The 19,073-nt window shown below is 73.2% G+C and carries 14 protein-coding genes; 6 read left to right on the plus strand and 8 right to left on the minus strand.

Annotated elements, in window-relative coordinates:
- Positions 1–739 precede the first annotated feature (739 nt).
- Complete coding sequence (locus ACQP1S_RS25080; protein ID WP_432899883.1) at positions 740–1,111, minus strand: hypothetical protein; 372 nt, start codon at positions 1,109–1,111, stop codon at positions 740–742.
- A 17-nt stretch (positions 1,112–1,128) separates the two neighbouring features.
- On the opposite strand from ACQP1S_RS25080, the gene ACQP1S_RS25085 reads away from it, so the two are divergent.
- Complete coding sequence (locus ACQP1S_RS25085) at positions 1,129–2,166, plus strand: hypothetical protein (RefSeq protein WP_432899886.1); 1,038 nt, start codon at positions 1,129–1,131, stop codon at positions 2,164–2,166.
- Positions 2,167–2,217: 51 nt separating this feature from the next.
- Here ACQP1S_RS25085 and ACQP1S_RS25090 read toward each other — a convergent pair whose 3' ends face one another.
- Positions 2,218–2,910, minus strand: coding sequence for a lysophospholipid acyltransferase family protein (locus ACQP1S_RS25090; RefSeq protein ID WP_091238659.1), 693 nt, complete (start codon positions 2,908–2,910; stop codon positions 2,218–2,220).
- Between the two features lie 161 nt (positions 2,911–3,071).
- Positions 3,072–6,215, minus strand: coding sequence for an isoleucine--tRNA ligase (gene ileS, locus ACQP1S_RS25095; protein ID WP_432899889.1), 3,144 nt, complete (start codon positions 6,213–6,215; stop codon positions 3,072–3,074).
- Between the two features lie 319 nt (positions 6,216–6,534).
- Between ileS and ACQP1S_RS25100 the strand changes: the two genes are divergently transcribed.
- The 3 genes from ACQP1S_RS25100 to ACQP1S_RS25110 are packed head-to-tail and all read left to right on the plus strand — an operon-like array spanning position 6,535 to position 9,151.
- Positions 6,535–7,545 (plus strand): ABC transporter ATP-binding protein, encoded by a 1,011-nt coding sequence (locus ACQP1S_RS25100; protein WP_432899892.1) that lies wholly within the window; start codon positions 6,535–6,537, stop codon positions 7,543–7,545.
- Positions 7,542–8,312 (plus strand): ABC transporter permease, encoded by a 771-nt coding sequence (locus tag ACQP1S_RS25105; protein WP_245722271.1) that lies wholly within the window; start codon positions 7,542–7,544, stop codon positions 8,310–8,312. The genes ACQP1S_RS25100 and ACQP1S_RS25105 overlap by 4 nt, the downstream gene beginning before the upstream one ends.
- Positions 8,313–8,362: 50 nt before the next feature.
- The gene (locus ACQP1S_RS25110; protein ID WP_091238671.1) at positions 8,363–9,151 is read left to right on the plus strand and encodes an ABC transporter permease; all 789 of its coding nucleotides are present in this window, start codon (positions 8,363–8,365) and stop codon (positions 9,149–9,151) included.
- Between the two features lie 51 nt (positions 9,152–9,202).
- Here ACQP1S_RS25110 and ACQP1S_RS25115 read toward each other — a convergent pair whose 3' ends face one another.
- Positions 9,203–9,988, minus strand: coding sequence for an alpha/beta fold hydrolase (locus ACQP1S_RS25115; RefSeq protein ID WP_432899897.1), 786 nt, complete (start codon positions 9,986–9,988; stop codon positions 9,203–9,205).
- Between the two features lie 138 nt (positions 9,989–10,126).
- On the opposite strand from ACQP1S_RS25115, the gene ACQP1S_RS25120 reads away from it, so the two are divergent.
- Positions 10,127–12,619, plus strand: a complete 2,493-nt coding sequence (locus tag ACQP1S_RS25120) for a glycogen debranching N-terminal domain-containing protein (RefSeq protein ID WP_432899900.1) — start codon at positions 10,127–10,129, stop codon at positions 12,617–12,619.
- Between the two features lie 17 nt (positions 12,620–12,636).
- Here ACQP1S_RS25120 and ndk read toward each other — a convergent pair whose 3' ends face one another.
- A complete protein-coding gene (ndk, locus tag ACQP1S_RS25125; RefSeq protein WP_432899903.1) occupies positions 12,637–13,062 on the minus strand; it encodes a nucleoside-diphosphate kinase in 426 nt (141 codons plus the stop codon).
- A 141-nt stretch (positions 13,063–13,203) separates the two neighbouring features.
- Between ndk and ACQP1S_RS25130 the strand changes: the two genes are divergently transcribed.
- Positions 13,204–14,553, plus strand: coding sequence for a VOC family protein (locus ACQP1S_RS25130; protein WP_432899906.1), 1,350 nt, complete (start codon positions 13,204–13,206; stop codon positions 14,551–14,553).
- A gap of 6 nt (positions 14,554–14,559) precedes the next feature.
- Here ACQP1S_RS25130 and ACQP1S_RS25135 read toward each other — a convergent pair whose 3' ends face one another.
- The 3 genes from ACQP1S_RS25135 to ACQP1S_RS25145 form a co-directional block, all read right to left on the minus strand.
- Positions 14,560–15,081 carry a DUF4233 domain-containing protein gene (locus ACQP1S_RS25135; protein ID WP_432899909.1) on the minus strand — a complete coding sequence of 174 codons (522 nt, stop codon included), beginning with the start codon at positions 15,079–15,081 and terminating at the stop codon, positions 14,560–14,562.
- Positions 15,078–16,349, minus strand: coding sequence for a bifunctional folylpolyglutamate synthase/dihydrofolate synthase (locus ACQP1S_RS25140; RefSeq protein ID WP_432908293.1), 1,272 nt, complete (start codon positions 16,347–16,349; stop codon positions 15,078–15,080). The genes ACQP1S_RS25135 and ACQP1S_RS25140 overlap by 4 nt, the downstream gene beginning before the upstream one ends.
- 92 nt (positions 16,350–16,441) lie before the next feature.
- On the minus strand, positions 16,442–19,057 hold the full coding sequence (locus tag ACQP1S_RS25145) for a valine--tRNA ligase (RefSeq protein ID WP_432899912.1): 2,616 nt from the start codon (positions 19,055–19,057) through the stop codon (positions 16,442–16,444).
- Positions 19,058–19,073 lie beyond the last annotated feature (16 nt).

Genomic DNA, 19,073 nt, shown 5'->3' on the forward strand with positions numbered 1-19,073 from the left:
ACGGCACGCCGCACCGCCGACCTCCCCCGCCGCACTGCCGCCCCCTCCCGTCGGGCTCCCCACACCCCGGCTGACGCCCCGCGCGCGGCCGGGGCTCCTCGGGTGCCGGGGTGGGCGGTCGCGGGGGCGCCGATTGGTCGAGGTGGCGCCCCGGTACTAACCTCGCAACCGGTGCGAGAGGAGATTGCCGCGATGCCGGAGCCGCAGCCGGGAGCAGACCGGCTGGCCGATGGGGGCGACCCGCTCCCGGGTCGGCAGCAGGATCCGGTGGTCACCGCCGGATCGGTCGACCTCCCCGTACCGCCACCCCACGACCCTGTCGACACCGCAGCGCCGGCCGACGAACCCACTCCGGTCACGCAAGGCGACCTCGCGCATCCGACCGGTGAGGATTCCCCGCCGACCGCGCCCGTCGACGCCACCACCGGCCCGGAGCGTCCCACCCTGGCGGAGCCTCCCACCCCGACCGGGCCCACCACCGCACCGGAGTCCACCAGCCCGACCGGGTCGTCCCACCCGCCGGAGCCGGCCGCCCCGACCGGGACCGGCCCGCCGGAGCCGGCCGCCCCGGACGAGCAAACCAACCCGGACGAGCAGGCTGACCCGGACGAGCAGGCTGACCCGGACGCGCAGGCTGACCCGGACGCGCAGACCAGCCCGCCGGAGCCCGTCGGGCCGGACGCGCAGAGCCGTCCGGTGGAGGCGGCCGCCCCGGCGCGGGGAGTCGCCCCCGGCCCGGTCACCCCGGCGCGGGGGTCGCCCCCGGCCCGGCCGCCCCGGCGCGGGGATCGGCCGCCGTTCCGGCCGGGAACACGCCCCCGAGCCGCCGACGCCCGGCCGACCCGACCCGACCCGACTGGACCCGCACCCCGAGGCCCCGCACCCCGACGCCCCTCGCCTCGACGCCACCCGGCTGGAACAGCGCCCCGACGCCACCCGCCTGGAGCAGCGCCCCGACGCGACGCTGGAGGAGCCGGCGGTGCCCCGGTGGAGTGGTTCCGCCGCCGTACCCGCGCCGCCGCCGCGCCGCCGCGGCTGGGGTGAGTCGGTCGAGTTCTCTCCGGTACCGCCGCCACCGCCACCGCCGCTCCCACCGGAGCTGCCCGAACACCGCGCCCCGGTGGACCCGTGGGCGGGCGCGGACACCGGTGGCTGGGACCTGCACCACCCGGAACTGGCTCCGCCGCCCTACCCCGCGTCCCCGCCGACCCGCCCCTACCCACCGGTCGCCGACCCGACCCCACCCCAACGGGCCCACGCCACCCCGCCGGCCCCGTCGACGCCGCCCTACCAGCACACCCCGACCCCACCGGCCCCGCCCTACCAGCAGACCCCGAGGCCGCCGACCCCGCCGGCCCCGTCGACGCCCCACCCGCACTCGCCGGCTCCGGCGTACCCGTCGGCGTCGTCGGCCGGTCCGGCCTCGCCGTCGCCGACCCGGCCGTACCCGGTCGCGCCGGTGCCCGCCGCGCGGCCGGCGTCCCCGCCGCCGGCCCGCCCGGCGCTGCCACCCCGCCGCCGCCCGCGCCGCCCCGGCCGCCCAAGCAGCGGCGGGTCCGCCCGCAACCGGTCGCCCCGCCGCCGAACCCCGCCAGCCCTCCCAAGGGGTACGTCCGCCGCAAGCGGCGGCGCTGGCCCTGGGTGCTGCTGCTCAGCCTGGCCTGCTGCTGTGGCTGCCCCGCCTGGTTCGGCAAGCCGGTCTGGCAGCAGTACCCGGCCGACGCGGCGCTGCCGGCCCAGGTGGCCGACCTGACCCTGCGCGACGACTCGGGCAGTGAGGTCGACAAGCTCAAGACCGAGGCACGCAAGGCGAACATGCTGGCCGAGGACGTCTACGCCGGGGTGTACATCACCTCCGACGGCAAGCGGGTGGCAGTCTTCGGTGACACCGGTTTCCGGTTCCGGCCGGAGTCCGATGCGGACGACGCGATGGTGCAGCTGACCGGCACCTACAAGCTGGGTACGCCCCAACCGGTGGACAGCGGCGTGCGGGGCCGGTACGAGCGCTGCGCGACCGGTGTCTCCGACGGCGCCGACGTGGTGGTCTGCACGTCAGTGGACCACGGCAGCAGCGCCACCGGAGTCTTCACCCGGCTCTCGGTGGACGACAGCGCCCAACTGCTCGCCAGGATGCGCGCCCAGATCGTCACCCCCAAGCAGGGCTGAGCGCGGGCCGGCGCCACCCACGCCCGGTCAGGCCGGAGCCGGGCGGACCGGTCAGGCCGGGGTCCCGCCCGGGGTGGGCTCGGCCCGGCGGGGGGCGTAGCGGGGGACGTACTCCTGGCCGGTGAGCTTCTGGATCTCGGCCATCAGCTCGTCGGTCATCTCCCGCAGCGAGGTGCGGTCGTCGGAGCGGCCGGTGAAGTCCAACGGCTTGCCGAACCGGATGACGATCTTCGCCTTGCCGGGGCGGGGAATCCGGGTGCCGATCGGCTGCACCTTGTCGGTGCCGGTCACCCCGACCGGGATCACCGGCACCCCGGCCGCCACCGCCAGCCGGGCGGTGCCGGTCCGTCCCCGGTAGAGCCGGCCGTCGGGCGAGCGGGTCCCCTCGGGGTAGACGGCGACCAGGTCGCCACCGCGCAGCGCGGGGATGGCCGCGTCGAACGCGGACAGCGCGGCCCGGCCACCGGCCCGCTCGACCGGAATGGCCCCCAGGCCGGTGAGGACGAACTTGGACAGCGCACCCCGCGCACCGGTGCCGGTGAAGTACTCCGACTTGGCCCAGAAGGCGAGGTGCCGGGGGACGACGGTGCCGAGCAGCAGTTCGTCGGCGACGGAGAGGTGGTTGCCCGCGAAGATCGCGCCGCCGGTCGCCGGGATGTGCTCCAGCCCCTCGACGGTCGGGCGGAAGGCCAGCCGCATCGCGGGTCCCACGGTGAGCTTGCCGATGGTGTAGAGCAGCGGCACTGGTCCTCCGGCGATCGTGCGTTGAACAGGCGGTGTCACGGTAGCGGACAGACGCCCGCGCGACCCAACGGGTACACGCGCGTCCGCCTACTGGATCGCGGGCCCGGGGAAGGGCCCCCACCCCCGCGTATCACGCGATGGTAGGGGCCCCTGCGCACTCCTCACACCGGTCGGACGGCCACCGTCACCCGCTCGCCGTCGCCGACCTCACCGGTGAAGCCGGCCAGGCCGTCGGCGAAGTCCACCGTGTCGGCGAGCACCTCCCGGGCCACGAAACCGGTGTACGCCGACACCGCCACCCGCACCTGCTCGGAGGCCGACACCGACACCACGATCCGGTCGGAGATGTCCAGGTCGGCGTCCCGTCGGGCCTGCTGCACGACCCGGACCACGTCCCGGGCCAGCCCCTCGGCGGCCAACTCCGGGGTGACCTCGGTGTCGAGCACGACGACGCCCTCGCCGCCGGGCAGCGGCGCGGAGTGCTCGGCGTCGGCGGCGACCAGGCGCAACTCGTACTCACCCTCGGCGAGGGTGACCCCGGCGGCGACGGGAGCGCCGTCGTGCAGCTCCCACTCCCCTGCCTTGACCGCCCTGATCACCTGCTGCACCTGCTTGCCGACCCGGGGGCCGAGCGCCCGGGGCACCACGGTCAGCACCTGCTGGCAGTAGCTGGCGACCTCCGCCGAGAACTCCACCGTCTTGACGTTGACCTCGTCGGCGACCAGGTCGGCGAAGGGCCGCAGCTGGTCCGCGACCGGGGAGGCCACGGTCAGCCGGGGCAGCGGCAGCCGGACCCGCAGCCCCTTGGCCTTGCGCAGCGACAGCGCCGCCGAGCAGACGTCCCGGGTGGCGTCCATCGACGCGACCAGGTCGTGGTCGGCCGGGAACTCCTGCGCCGACGGCCAGTCGGTCAGGTGCACCGACCGCTCCCCGGTGAGCCCACGCCAGATCTCCTCGGCGGTCAGCGGGGCCAGCGGCGCCACCACCCGGCAGAGCGTCTCCAGCACGGTCCACAGGGTGTCGAACGCGTCGGCGTCACCCGACCAGAACCGGTCCCGGGAGCGCCGCACGTACCAGTTGGTCAGCGCGTCCAGGTAGGACCGGACGGTGCCGCAGGCCCCGGAGATGTCGTACGCGTCCATCTGCGCACCGACCGTCTCCACCAGTTCCCGGGTCTTGGCCAGCACGTACCGGTCGAGCAGGTGCGTGCTGTCCACCCGCCGCCGGGCGGTGTGCCCGTCGGCGTTGGCGTAGAGCGAGAAGAAGTACCAGACGTTCCACAGCGGCAGCAGCACCTGCCGGACGGCGTCGCGGATCGCCGGCTCGGTGACCGCCATGTCGCCGCCGCGCAGTACCGGCGAGGACATCAGCATCCAGCGCATCGCGTCCGAGCCGTACGCGTCGAAGACGTGGTAGACGTCGGGGTAGTTGCGCAGGCTCTTGGACATCTTGCGCCCGTCGGAGCCGAGCAGGATGCCGTGGCTGAGGCAGTTGCGGAACGCCGGCCGGTCGAACAGCGCGGTGGCCAGCACGTGCATGGTGTAGAACCAGCCCCGGGTCTGCCCGATGTACTCGACGATGAAGTCGCCCGGGTAGTGGTGCTCGAACCAGTCGGCGTTCTCGAACGGGTAGTGCACCTGGGCGAACGGCATCGCGCCGGACTCGAACCAGCAGTCCAGCACCTCCGGCACCCGACGCATCATCGACTTGCCGGTCGGGTCGTCCGGGTTGGGGCGGACCAGGTCGTCGACGGCCGGCCGGTGCAGGTCGGTCAGGCGTACGCCGAAGTCCCGTTCGATCTCGGCCAGCGAGCCGTAGACGTCCAGCCGGGGATAGGTGGGGTCGTCGGACTTCCAGGCCGGGATCGGCGAACCCCAGAACCGGTTGCGGCTGATCGACCAGTCCCGGGCGTTGGCCAGCCACTTGCCGAACGAGCCGTCCTTGATGTGCCCGGGGGTCCAGTTGATCTGCTGGTTCAGCTCGACCATCCGGTCCCGGAACGTGGTCACCGCGACGAACCACGACGACACCGCCTTGTAGACCAGCGGGGTGTCGCAGCGCCAGCAGTGCGGGTACGAGTGGGTGTAGGTGTCCTGCCGCAGCACCACCCCCCGCTCCTTCAGCTCCCGGATCACCGGCTTGTTGACGTCGAAGACCTGCTCACCCTGGTAGGGCGGGACCAGTGCGGTGAACCGGGTGTGGTCGTCGACGGTGACGACGGTGGGGATGCCGGCGGCGTTGCAGACGTTCTGGTCGTCCTCGCCGAAGGCCGGGGCGAGGTGCACGATCCCGGTGCCGTCCTCGGTGGTGACGAACTCCGCGCCGAGCACCTGGTAGGCGTTCGGGCCGGCCTGCTCGACGAGGAAGTCGAACAGCGGGGTGTAGCGCCGCCCGACCAGGTCCCGGCCGTACACCGTGCCGAGGAGCTGGTAACCCTCCAGCTCCTTGGCGTACGCGCCGAGCCGGGCCGCGCCGACGACGAACCGTTCCCCGTCGCGGTCGAGCACCGCGTACTCGATGTCGGGGCCGACGGCGAGCGCCAGGTTCGACGGCAGCGTCCACGGGGTGGTGGTCCAGACGCCCAGCTTCACCGGCCCGCGCAGCAGCTCCGGGGCGGACTCGTCGCCGGTCAGCCCGAACCACACGGTCAGCGTCGGGTCGTGCCGGTCGCGGTAGACGTCGTCCATCCGGGTCTCGGTGTTCGACAGCGGCGTCTCGCACCGCCAGCAGTACGCCAGCACCCGGAAACCCTCGTAGATCAGGCCCTTGTCGTGCAGGGTCTTGAAGGCCCACATGACGCTTTCCATGTAGTCCAGGTCGAGGGTCTTGTAGTCGTTGGCGAAGTCGACCCAGCGGGCCTGCCGGTTGATGTACCGCTCCCAGTCCTGGGTGAACTCCAGCACCGAGGAGCGGCACGCCTCGTTGAACCGGGCCACCCCGAGGTCGAGGATCTCCGCCTTGCTGGTGATGCCGAGCTGCTTCTCGGCCACCACCTCGGCGGGCAGGCCGTGACAGTCCCAGCCGAAGCGCCGCTCGACGTGCCGACCGCGCATGGTCTGGTAACGCGGCACCACGTCCTTGACGTACCCGGTGAACAGGTGGCCGTAGTGCGGCAGGCCGTTGGCGAACGGCGGGCCGTCGTAGAAGACGTACTCGTTCTTGCCGTCGTCGCCGGCCGGCCGGGCCGCCACCGAGGCCTCGAAGGTCCGGTCGGCGGTCCAGTGCTCCAGGACGCGGCGTTCGACCGCGGGCAGGTCCGGGCTCGCCGGGACGCCGGCGGCCGGGTCGTGCAACGGATAGCCCATCGGGGGTCGCTCTCCTCTGGCAGCTCACTGATCTCGTGGTCTGCGAGGACGAGCCTGTCCGGTACGCCGTCGTCGACGCCCCGGGCCGGGCCCGCGGTACCACCCCGCTTGGCGGTCAGGATCGACCGCCCGCTCGTTGGTCGGCTGTGACGGGCCGCCCCGTCCGGTTCTAGTCGGGCCCGAGGGCCTTTTCTTCCGGAGGCTCACCGGTGATGGCCGGGTCGTCGCCTGTACCCGTCAGGGTACTCGACCTGTGCGGGTCACCGCCGCCGAGTAAAGGGGTGGGCGGTCCGGCTGGTCCACCCATAGATTCGCGGCCATGGGTGAACACGCGATCGAGGCGGTGGGGCTGCACCGCAGCTACCGCAGCCGGACCGGCTGGTTACGACCACAGCGCCGGGAGGTGCACGCCGTCGCCGGGGTCGACCTCGCGGTGCGCCACGGTGAACTGTTCGGCCTGCTCGGCCCGAACGGCGCCGGCAAGACCACCACCATCAAGCTGCTCAACACCCTGCTCATCCCGACCGGGGGCGAGGCCCGGATCTGCGGCTTCGACGTGGTCCGGCAGACCCGGGAGGTGCGCCGCCGGATCGGGTACGTCTTCGGCGGCGACCGGGGTCTCTACGACCGGCTCTCCGCCCGGGACAACCTGCGCTACTTCGCCGAGTTGTACGGCGTACCGGGCCGGGAGCAGAAGCGCCGGATCGCCGAGTTGTTCGCGCTGGTCCGGCTGACCGGCCGGGAGGACGACCGGGTCGAGGGCTACTCCCGGGGCATGCGGCAGCGGCTGCACATCGCCCGGGGGCTGCTGCACCGGCCCCGGGTGCTGTTCCTCGACGAGCCGTCGATCGGGGTCGACCCGGTGGCCGCCCGGGAGCTGCGGCAGACCGTCGCCGAACTGGCCGCCACCGGCACCACCGTGCTGCTGACCACGCACTACATGGCCGAGGCCGACGAGTTGTGCGGCCGGATCGCGGTGATCGCGGGCGGCCGGATCCAGGCGCTGGGCACCCCCGCCGAGCTGCGCCACCACGCCGACGGCCGGCGGGTGCTGGAGGTGCAGGCGTACGGGGTGACCGACGGGCAGGTGGCCGCCATCCGGGCCCGGCCCGGCGTACGCGAGGTGAGCCTGGCGGTGCACGGTGCGGCGCAGTTGCTCGGGGTGCAGTCCGACGCGGGGGTGGACGTGCAGGCCGACGTGCTGCGGGAGCTGAGCGGGGTGCGGCTGGGCCGGGTGACCGCCCGGCAGCCCACCCTGGAGGACGCGTACGTGGCGATCGTCAACCGGGCGGCGGAGCCGACGCCGCTGGTCGGTGGGGTGCCGGCGTGAGCACCCTGCGGATGATCGCGGTCGGCGCGCTGCTGCACGTCAAGCAGCTCAGCCGCTCCCCCTTCGAGATCGCCATCGCGCTGTTCGTCCCGGTGGTGCAGGCGACCCTGGCGGTCTATCTGTTCCGGGCCGGCGGCGAGCCGGACCGGTTGCTGGAGGCGGCGGTGGGCGCGGGCCTGATGGGGGTCTGGTCGACGGTGTTGTTCGGCTCCGGCGGGGCGATCCAGTCCCAGCGTTGGCAGGGCACCCTGGAGATGATCATGTTGGCGCCCCGGTCGCCGGCGCTGGTGCTGCTGCCGGTCACCCTGGCCACCGGCATCACCGGCACGTACGCGATGCTCGCCACCCTGGCCTGGGGACGGTTGCTCTACGGCATCCCGCTCGACTTCGCCCACCCGGTGGCGTTTCCGGTGGCCGTCGCCGGCTGCATCGCCGGGCTGGGCATGTTCGGGCTGCTGCTGGCGTCCAGCTTCGTGCTGCTGCGGCACGCCAACGCCCTGGCCAACATGCTGGAGTACCCGATCTGGCTGGTCTCCGGGATGCTCGTGCCGGTCACCGCGCTGCCCGGCTGGACCGGGCCGGTCGCCGCGGTGCTCCCGACCACCTGGGGGGCCCGCGCGGTGCACGAGGCCGCCGCCGGCGGGCCGGTCTGGCCGGCGCTCGGTGGCTGCCTGGCGATCAGCCTGGCGTGTCTGGCCGTCGGCTGGGTGTTGATGACGTACGTCGAGCGCCGGGCCCGGGTCGCCGCGACCCTGGCCCTGGCCTGAGGGGGCACACCGGTGCACGTCCGATCCCGACCGGTCGACGGAGGTCCCCGATGAGCGCGCTGTTCCGGCTGGTCGGCGTGGGTGGGGTGATCGCCTACCGGGCCCTGTTCAACTGGACCACCCCGTCGATCTTCGTGGGCACCCTGCTGGTGGGCCCGCTGTTCCAGCTCTTCTTCTTCGCCTACCTGGGGCGGGAGTTCGGGGTCGCCGACGACCGGTTCTACATCGTCGGCAACGCGGTGCTCACCGCCGCACTGGCCTGCGTCTACGGCGGCACCATGGCGGTGGCCAACGAGCGGCGCTTCGGCACCCTCGGGCACGTGCTGCTCTCCCCGCGCAGCCGCACCGCCATCTTCCTCGGCCGGGTGCTGCCGTACGCCGGCAACGGCCTGCTGATCGCGGCGAGCACGCTCACCGTGGCCGCGCTCCTGCTCGGTCTGAGGATTCCGGCCACCGCCCTGCCCGGCCTGCTGCTGGCGCTGGCGGCGGCCTCGCTCACCTGCGGGTTCTTCGGGTTGACCCTGGGCGCGTTGGGGCTGCGCTTCCGGGACGTCTTCCTGATCTCGAACGTGGCGGTGGCGCTGCTGCTGTTGTTCACCGGGGTGAACGTGCCGGCCGACAGCCTGCCGGCCGGCATCCGCGCGGTCGGCGCGGTGCTCCCGATCACCCATGCCGCCGACGCGGCCCGGCGGCTGGCCGGCGGGGCCACCCTGGGCGACGCCCTGCCGGCGATCGGCGTCGAGCTGGCCGTCGGGGTCGGCTACGCCGTGCTGGCGGCCGGGCTGTTGACGGTGTTCGAGGCGGAGTCCCGTCGCCGCGCCTCGCTGGACACCCTCTGAACCGGTGGGCCCGGCGGGTCCCGCCCACCGGCCCATCCCCGGGGTCACGGCTCAGCCGGTGACCTCCAGATAGCGGTCGAGCATCGCGTCGACCTGGGCCGGCACCTGGAGCTGGACGAAGTGCCCGGAGCCCACGGTCTGTCCGATGAACGCCTGCGGCGCGAGTTCGGCCAGCCGGGCGTAGTCGGCGAACGGGGCGTTGCTGCCCACGAAGAGCAGCGGGCGGTCCCAGCGGTGCAGGGCCGCCACGTCCCCCTCGGCGGCGCTCCACTCGGCCAGCCCGGCGATCGGCGCGTACGCCACCTCGGTCGAGGGGCGGGCGGTGGCCGCCACCACCCGCTCCACCAGGCGCGGGTCGGAGTACGGCGGGAAGTACGACCGGACGATCGACTCCCGGACCGCACCCGAGGTGTCGTCCCGCAGCGAGGCCGCCACCTGGGCGATCGCGGCGGGGGCGCCGGGCGGGCCGGCCACCGCGGAGTCGAGCAGCCCCAACCCGGTGAACCGGTCCCGGTCGCCGGCGGCGGCCACCAGTGACCAGACACCACCCAGGCTGTGCCCGATCACGAAGACCCGGCGCAGGTCGAGCGCGTGGGCGAAGGCCCGCAGGTGGCCGGCCATCTCGGGCACGCCGTAGCCGTCGGCCGGGGGTGGGCTGGCCCCGTGGCCGGGCATGTCGACGGCGATCACCCGGGCCTGCCGGTCGGCCAGGTGCCGGGCCAGGGGTGCCATGAAATCGTGATCGCAGCACCAGCCGTGCACCAGCAGGAAGGTGTCGCGCCGACCGTGCCCGTACGTCCAGTACCGCATCCCGGCGGCCGTCTGCCCGTCCATCATCGAGTCCTCCCCGGCGTTTGCGCAGCGTAGTGGCGTTCTTCCACTTAAGCGCGCCCACCCGGATCCGGCGCGGCGTATTGTTCCTTTTGGCACACCTAGACCTTTTCGTGGGCGTGCCAGCGGGGACGGGAGCGGGCGGTGGACGGGCGGATCGCGGAGTTCTTCGCCGACCTGGCCGCGAACGGCCGGGGGCGGTTGCCCGCCGCTCCCACCGGGCTGCTCCGCTTCGAGGTCAGCGTCGAGGACGGCGAGACCGCCTTCTGGTTCGTTCAGCTCGCCGACGGGCACAGCCGGGTCAGCCGGACCGGGGACGACCCCGACTGCACGGTGGAGGTCCGACCGGAGGCGTTCGCCCGGCTGCTGGCCGGCCGGGACAACCTGGTGGCGATGCTGCTGCGCGGCGACGTCTCGGTCGCCGGCGACCTGGCACTGCTGTTCACCTTCCGGCGGCTGCTGCCGGTCGACGCCGACAGCACCGGAGCCGGGTCGGCCGCCGAGATGGTCCGGCACACCGCCCCAAGCTTCATCGGGCTACACGAGGTCACCAGCGTCTTCTCCGGCAACATCTTCATGATCAGCGCCCAGAACGGGGACGTGCTGAGCGCCCCGACCACCCCGCTGGGGCTCTTCTCCTTCGACACCCGGTTCCTGTCGACCTGGCGGCTGACGGTCAACGCGGAAAGCCTCTCGGTGCTCTCCGTCGATGACGTCGCCACCTACGAGGCCAAGTTCGGGCTGGTCCCCGGGGAACCCACCCACTACGTCAACGCCACCACGTCCGTGCTGCGCCACCGCTGGGTGGGGCCGGAGTTCGAAGAGGAGATCGTCCTGTTCAACTACGCGCCGGAACCGGTGCGGTACGTCGTCCGGCTCGAGGTGGGCGCGGACTTCGCCGAGGTGCTGGAGGTCCGCGACGGCTTCCGTCGGGCCCGGCCGGTGACGGCCACCATCGCCGATGACGCGCTCCGGCTGCACTACAAGCGGGGCAGCCTGCACCGCGAGACGGTGATCACCTCCAGCACACCGGCCGAGCTGGACGAACACGGGCTGACCTGGACGTTCACCGTCGTCCCGCACGGCACCTGGTCCACCCGGCTGCGGGTGCTCGCCCTGCTGCGCGACCTGCGCCGCCGCGACCTGCGGGAACGGCTGACCAGCTCGGTCGGCCGCGGCCAGCACCAACGGGGCCGGGACATCGCCGCCCGGACCGCCGGGGTGCCCCGGCTGCGCACCGACCACAAGCCGTTGCAGCAGGCGTACGAGTACGGCATCCGGGACCTGGCCGCGCTGCACTACCCCGGGCTGAACTTCCAGGCCGCGCTGCCCGCCACCGGGCTGCCCTGGTCGATGGCGCTGCTCGGCCGGGAGAGCCTGATCAGCAGCTTCCAGGCGCTGCCCTTCATGCCCGAACGGACGGTCAACACGCTGCGCATCCTGGCGCTGAGCCAGGGCGTCCGGCAGGACCCGTTCCGGGGCGAGCAACCCGGCAAGATCGTCCAGGAGAGCCGGTACGGCGACTCCGGCGCGTTCAACGACACCCCGGAGGCCGCCAACTTCAGCGCGGTCGACACCACCGCCCTGTTCGTCATCCTGCTCGACGAGTACGAACGCTGGACCGGCGACGCGGAGCTGGTCCGCCGGTTCGAGTTCGAGGTCCGGGCCGCCATCGGCTGGCTCGACTCCGACGCGGACCCGACCGGCAGCGGCTACGTCTGGTCCACCCGGCACCCGACCCGGACCGGTCCGCAGAACGAGAGCTGGCGCAACTCCGCCGACGCGATCTGCTTCGCCGACGGCCGCCCGCCCACCTTCCCGCTGGCGATCTGCGAGATCCAGGGGTACGCCTACGAGGCCCGCCGACGGGCCGCCCGGATGGCCCGCCGGTTCTGGGGCGATCCGGGCTGGGCCGACCAACGGGAACGCGACGCCGCCCGGCTGCGGGAACAGTTCGACCGGGATTTCTGGCTGCCCGAGCACGGCCACTACGCGGTGGCGGTGCAGCTCGACGGCACCCCGCTGGACTCCCTCACGTCCAACATGGGCCAGTTGCTCTGCACCGGCATCGTCGCCGCCCACCGCGCCGAGCAGGTGGTGGCGCACCTGTTCTCCCCGGCGCTCTACTCCGGCTGGGGCATCCGCACCCTGGCCAGCACGGCGGCCGACTACAACCCGCTCGGCCACCACACCGGCGCGGTCTGGCCCTGGGAGAACTCACTGATCGCCTGGGGGCTGCGCCGGGCCGGTTTCCGGGCGCAGGCCGCCCGGATCGCCACCGGGCTGCTCGACGCCGCCCGGCACTTCCAGGGCCGGCTGCCGGCATATCTCACCGGCTACGACCGGGCCACCACCCACGTGCCCGTGCCGCACGGCTTCACCGACAGCCCGTACGCGCCCTCGGCCGGGGCGCCCCTGCTGCTGCTGCGCACGCTGCTCGGACTCGAACCGTACGAGGACCATCTCGCCGTCGACGCCGCGATGCCGGAGGAGTTGGGCCAGATCGAACTGCTCGACATCAGGGGCCGCTGGGGGTATGCCGACGCCCTCGGCCGGGGCCGCCCCTTCCGCGACCGCCCCACGCCCTGGCGGTCCGGGGCCGCCGGCCCGCGACGGCCGGGGCCACCCGCCGGGTGACCCCCGTCAGCGCTGGATCAGCCCAGGGTGGGGAACCAGAGGGCGATCTCGCGCTTGGCGCTGTCGGTGGAGTCCGAGGCGTGCACCAGGTTCTCCCGGTTGGACAGCGACAGGTCACCACGGATCGTGCCGGCGGCGGCCCTGCGGCCGTCGGTGCTGCCGATCATCGCGCGGACCACCTCGATCACCTGGTCGCCGGAGAGCACCAGCGACACCAGCGGCCCGCTGGTCATGAACGTCTTCAGCGGCGGGTAGAACGGCTTGTCCACGTGCTCGGCGTAGTGCTGGTCGGCGAACCCACCGTCCAGGGTCCGGATCTCCAGCGCGTCGATCCGCAGGCCCTTGCGCTCGAAGCGGGAGATGATCTCGCCGACCAGGCCACGGCGCACCGCGTCGGGCTTGATCAGTACGAGGCTGCGCTCATCCGGGCTGCTGCTGGACACGCTGGGTTCCTCCTGTGCGCACAAGGCGGTTCGGCTCGGTACGGTCAGCCTAGCGACCCGGTACCGGTCCCGGCGCGGCGGCTGCTCTTTCCCTCAGTCGCCGTCGGGCCTAGCCTGGCTCTGACCCCTGGGAGGTCCACTGTGGCGAATGGCGGGAACCGCACCATCGCGCCGGTACGCAAGCTGATCGCTGCGGTGCTCGGCACCGTGGCCACCTTCGTCGTCCTGTTCGGGCTGGGCATGACCAGCTGGGCCATCGTCGCGCTGGGCGTGGCCCAGGTGGTGCTCGCCGTCGCCCTGGGCACCGTGCGCGGCGGCGGGCGCACCTGGGTGGTCGGGGTCGGCCACGTGCACAGCGCCTCCGAACCACCGACCCAGTACGCCTTCGGCCGCTGCGAACTCCAGCTGGTGATCGACGCGCCGGGCCTGCCGCCCCGGTCCAAGAAGCTCATCGAGCCCCGGGTGCCGGTGGCGAAGTGGCCCTCGCTGGGGCAGACCCTGCCGATCCGGGTGGCCCTGGACGACCAGCGGCACATCCGGGTCCTCTGGGACGAGGTGCCGACCCACACCGAGTCGGCGATGACCATGGCCGACCTGCCACCGGAGTATGCCGGTGCCGAGCCGCTCGACGACATGCTCATCCACCAGGAGGCCCCGCCGTGGGCCGGCCGGACGGCCGACGACGACTTCCGCGACGAGTTCCGGGACGACCTGCGCGACCCGCCGTCCGCCGGCCCCCTGCGGGCCGACCCCCCGCGGGGGGAGCAGCACCCGGAGCCGGTCGGAAGCGAGCCGCTGCGCGACGACGTCGAGGTGCTGACCGACGAGCGGACGCCGGTGGTGATGCACCAGCGGCCCGGGGGCCCGGTGGTGCTGGAGGGCACCGTGGTCGAGCAGCCGTCGACCGGCCAGCTGCCCCGTCGGGCCACGGCCGCGGCCGCGCCCGCTCCCCGCCCGCCCGCCGAGGAGCGGTTCGACGAACCGATCCTCGACCCGGTCGACGTGCCGCTGGACGCCCCCGCCGCCACCGAGGGCCGCCTCGACCCGGAGCTGGACGAGGCGATCTTCGGGTACGACCCGACGGCCGCGCCCGCCGAGCCGGAGGAACTGGCCGCCCCGATCAGCGGCGTCGGGCTGACCCTGCTGGTCACCGACCTGTCCCGGTCGCTGGAGTTCTACCGTGACGTGCTCGGCTTCGAGGAGTTCGACCGGGGCTCCGGCAACGCGGTGCTCGCCTCCGGGGCGACCCGCCTGGTGCTGCGCGAGGTGACCGGGGCGGCACCCATGAGCCGCCGGCTGGTCCACGTCAACCTGGAGGTGGACGACATCGAGGCGGCCTACCGGCGGCTCAAGGACACCGGCCTGCGGTTCACCTACGCGCCCCGGGTGGTCAACCGGGGCACCAGGGTGGAGGTGTGGGCCGCGGCGTTCCGTGACCCGGACGGTCACGGCATCGCGCTGACCCAGTGGCGGGAACGCGCCGACGCGTGACCCCGCTCAGCCGAGGATGACCCGCCGCACGTGCAACGCGTACGCCCACACCAGGACGAAGATGACCCCGAGACCGAACAGCGACCAGTGCAGCAGGCCGGCGAGCAGCAGCAGCCCCTGGAGCACGGTGCCCGCCGACCAGGCCCACCGGCGGCGCATCAGGCCGGCCAGCAGCACCGCCGCCACGGCCAGCGCCACGGTGGCCGCGATCGCCGCCCCGCCGAAGTGCCCACCGACCACCCGGATCGGCTGGATGGCGAGCAGCAGGACCAGCGCCTCCAGCCCGAGCGTCCCGGCACCGAGACCCCGGACGGCCGCCTCGGGGTTACGCAACCCGGAGCGCCGCCCGGGTGGCGCCCCCGCCGGTCCCGTGTCCCCCGCCGGTCCGGCATCCTTCGGCGGTCCGGCGCTCCCGGTCGGTCCCGCGCCCCCCGCCGGTCCGGCGTCCCCGGGCGGGGTGGCGTGGGTCGGGTCCGGGCGGTCGGCGGGGCTGACCGGGTCCGGGCGGTCCGGGGTGGGCCCGGTCATCGCTTGAGCAGCCGTCGGGCGTCGGCCACCGTCACCACCGACCCGGTGACCAGCACCCCCACCCCGGACAACTCACCGGGAACGTCGTACTCGGCCTCGGCGACGGCAGCCTCGATGGCGTCCGGCATCTCGTCGGCCACCTGCACCCGGTCCGGGCCGAAGACCTCCCGGGCCAGTTCGGCCAACTCGTCGGCGGCCATCGCCCGGGGCGAGCTGTTCCGGGTGACGACGAGCGAGTCGAGCACCGGTTCCAGCAACTCCAGCAGGCCGGCGGCGTCCTTGTCGCCGAGTACGGCGAGCACCCCGACCAGCTTGCTGAACGCGAACTCCTCCTGGAGCGCGGTGACCGTGGCGGCCATTCCATGCGGGTTGTGCGCCCCGTCCAGCAGCACCGTCGGGGCGTTGCGGACCTTCTCCAGCCGGCCCGGGGAACTGGTCGAGGCGAAGCCCTCCCGGACCGCCTCGATGTCCAGTTGCCGCTTCGCCCCGGCCCCGAGGAACGCCTCGACGGCGGCGAGCGCCACCGCCGCGTTCTGCGCCTGGTGCGCCCCGTGCAGCGGGAGGAACACCTCGTCGTACACGCCGCCGAGGCCCTGGAGGGTCAGCACCTGACCACCGACGGCGACCGCCCGGCGCAGCACCCCGAACTCCGCGCCCTCCCGGGCGACGGTCGCGCCGACCTCGGCGCACCGTTCCAGGATCGGCCGGGCCGCCTCCTCCTCCTGCGCGGCGGCGATGACCGTCGCGCCGGAGTGGATGATGCCGGCCTTGTGCAGGGCGATGTCCTCCAGGGTGTCGCCCAGCCATTCGGTGTGGTCCAGCCCGATCGGGGTGAGCACGGCCACCCCGGCTTGGAGCACGTTGGTGGCGTCCTCGGCGCCGCCCAACCCCACCTCCACCACCGCCACGTCGACCGGCGCGTCGGCGAACGTGGCGAACGCCAGCGCGGTGGTCAGGTCGAAGTAGGTCAGCGGCTCGGCCGACCGCTGATCGACCAGGTCGGCCAGCGGCTTCACCTCGCGGTACATGGCGACGAAGCGGTCCTCGTCGACCGCTTCCCCGTCCAGGCTGATCCGCTCCCGGACGGTCTCCAGGTGCGGGCTGGTGTAGCGGCCGGTGTGCAGGCCGAAGGCCCGCAGCAACGAGTCGATCATCCGGGCCGTGGACGTCTTGCCGTTGGTCCCGGTGAGATGGATCGACGGGTACGCCCGCTGCGGGCTGCCCAGCAGGTCGAGCAGCATCTCGATGCGGTCCAGCTCGAAGTGCATCCGGGTGAACCCGCGCGCGGCCAGCTCGGCGTCGACGGCGGCGAACTCGCCGCGCCCGGACCCGGGCCGGCTGGTCTGATCGGTGCGGTCGGTCACGAGGGAAGCGCCTCCAGAGCGGCGTCGATGCGGATCAGGTCGGCCTCGGCCACCGCCAGCCGGTCACGGATCTTGGCAACCACCGGCTCGGGCGCCTTCCCGACGAACGCCGGGTTGTCCAGCTTCGCGCGGGCCTGCGCGACCTCCTTCTCGGCCGTCGCCCGGTCCTTGGTGAGCCGGGCCCGCTCGGCGGCCACGTCGATCGACCCCCGGGTGTCCAACTCCACGCTGACCTCACCGGGCATGGCGAGGGTGGCGCTGGCCTGGAAGTCGTCGGCCGGGGCGTCCAGCCGGACCAGCGAACGGATCAGCGGCTCGTGCGCGGCGATGCCCGCCCCGCCGAGCCCGTCCAGCCGGGCGGCCACCCGCTGGGTCGGCCGCAGCCCCTGGTCGGAGCGGAACCGCCGGATCTCGGTCACCACCCGCTGGACGGTGCCGACCTCGCGTTCCGCGGCGTCGTCCATAAGCGTACGGTCGGCCACCGGCCAGGCCGCCGTCATGACCGTCTCGCCACCGGTCAGCGCGGTCCACAGCTCCTCGGTGACGAACGGGATCACCGGGTGCAGCAGCCGCAGCAACTGGTCCAGCACGTGTCCGAGCACCCGGCGGGTGGCGTCGGCCGCCGGCCCACCCTCGGCGAGCACCGGCTTGCCCAGCTCCACGTACCAGTCGCAGACGTCGTCCCAGGCGAAGTGGTAGAGCAGGTCGCACACCTTCGCGAACTCGTACGCCTCGAACTGCTCGTCGACCTCGGCGGTGACGTGCGCCAGCCGGGACAGGATCCACCGGTCGACGGTGGAGAGCTGGTCGGCGGCCGGCAGCGGGCCGGTGGTGTGCGCGCCGTTGAGCAGCGCGAACCGGGTGGCGTTCCAGAGCTTGTTGCAGAAGTTGCGGGAGCCCTGGCACCACTCCTCGCTGACCGGCACGTCCCCGCCGGGGTTCGCCCCCCGGGCCAGGGTGAACCGGGTCGCGTCGGCGCCGTACCGGTCGACCCAGTCCAGCGGGTCGACCACGTTGCCGAACGACTTCGACATCTTCTTGCCGTGCTGGTCGCGGACCATGCCGTGCAGGGCGACCGTGTCGAACGGCTGCCGGCCGTCCATCGCGTACAGGCCGAACATCATCATCCGGGCGACCCAGAAGAACAGGATGTCGTAGCCGGTGACCAGCACGTTCGTCGGGTAGAACTTCGCCAGGTCCGGGGTCTGCTCCGGCCAGCCGAGGGTGGAGAACGGCCACAGGCCGCTGGAGAACCAGGTGTCCAGGACGTCCTCGTCCTGGACCCAGCCCTCGCCGGGCGGCGTCTCGTCCGGGCCGACGCAGACGATCTCGCCCGCCGGGCCGTACCAGACCGGGATGCGGTGGCCCCACCAGAGCTGCCGGGAGATGCACCAGTCGTGCATGTTGTCGACCCAGGCGAAGTAGCGCTTGGCCAGCTCGGCCGGCTCGATCTTCACCCGGCCGTCGCGCACCGCGTCGCCGGCCGCCTTGGCCAGCGGGGTGGTGTTGACGAACCACTGCAACGACAGCCGGGGCTCGACGGTGGTACGACACCGGGAGCAGTGCCCCACCGCGTGCAGGTACGGCCGCTTCTCGGCCACGATCCGACCCTGCTCGCGCAGGGCGGCGACGATCGCCGGGCGGGCCTCGTACCGGTCCAGGCCCTGGAACGGGCCGGGCGCGGTGATGACGCCCCGCTCATCCATGATCGTCAGGGCGGGCAGGTCGTGCCGCTGGCCGATCTCGAAGTCGTTCGGGTCGTGCGCCGGGGTCACCTTGACCATGCCGGTGCCGAACGCCGGGTCGACGTGCTCGTCGGCGACGATCGGGATGTGCCGGCCGGTCAGCGGCACCTCCACCGCGGTGCCGATCAGGTGCCGGTACCGCTCGTCGTCGGGGTGCACGGCCACGGCGGTGTCGCCGAGCATGGTCTCGGCCCGGGTGGTGGCGACCACCACGTCGTCGCTGTACCGGACCGAGACCAGCTCACCTTCGTCGTCGGTGTGCTCCACCTCGATGTCGGACAGCGCGGTCAGGCAGCGCGGGCACCAGTTGATGATCCGGTTGGCCCGGTAGATCAGCCCGTCGTCGTAGAGCTTCTTGAACATGGTCTGCACGGCCCGGGACAGGCCCTCGTCCATGGTGAAGCGTTCCCGGTCCCAGTCGACCGAGTCGCCGAGCCGGCGCATCTGGCCGAGGATCGCGCCGCCGGACTCGGCCTTCCACTGCCAGACCCGCTCGACGAACTTCTCCCGGCCGAGGTCGTGCCGGGACAGCCCCTGACCGGCGAGCTGCCGCTCCACCACGTTCTGGGTGGCGATGCCGGCGTGGTCCATGCCGGGCAGCCACAGCGCCTCGTACCCCTGCATCCGCTTGCGGCGCACCAGGGAGTCCTGGACGGTGTGGTCCAGGGCGTGGCCCATGTGCAGCACGCCGGTGACGTTCGGTGGCGGGATGACGATCGTGAAGGGGGGCTTGTCGCTCTGCGCCGACGCCCGGAAGTGGCCGGCGGCTACCCACTGCGCATACCGTCGCTGCTCTACCTCGCCGGGCTGGTACTGGCCGGCAAGGGTCGGGGCGTCGGGGCGTCGGGCATCCAGTCTCTCGGTCACCTGTGAAAGTCTACGG

It is taken from the genome of Micromonospora matsumotoense (genome assembly GCF_050951065.1).
GTDB classification, from domain to species: Bacteria; Actinomycetota; Actinomycetes; order Mycobacteriales; family Micromonosporaceae; genus Micromonospora; species Micromonospora matsumotoensis.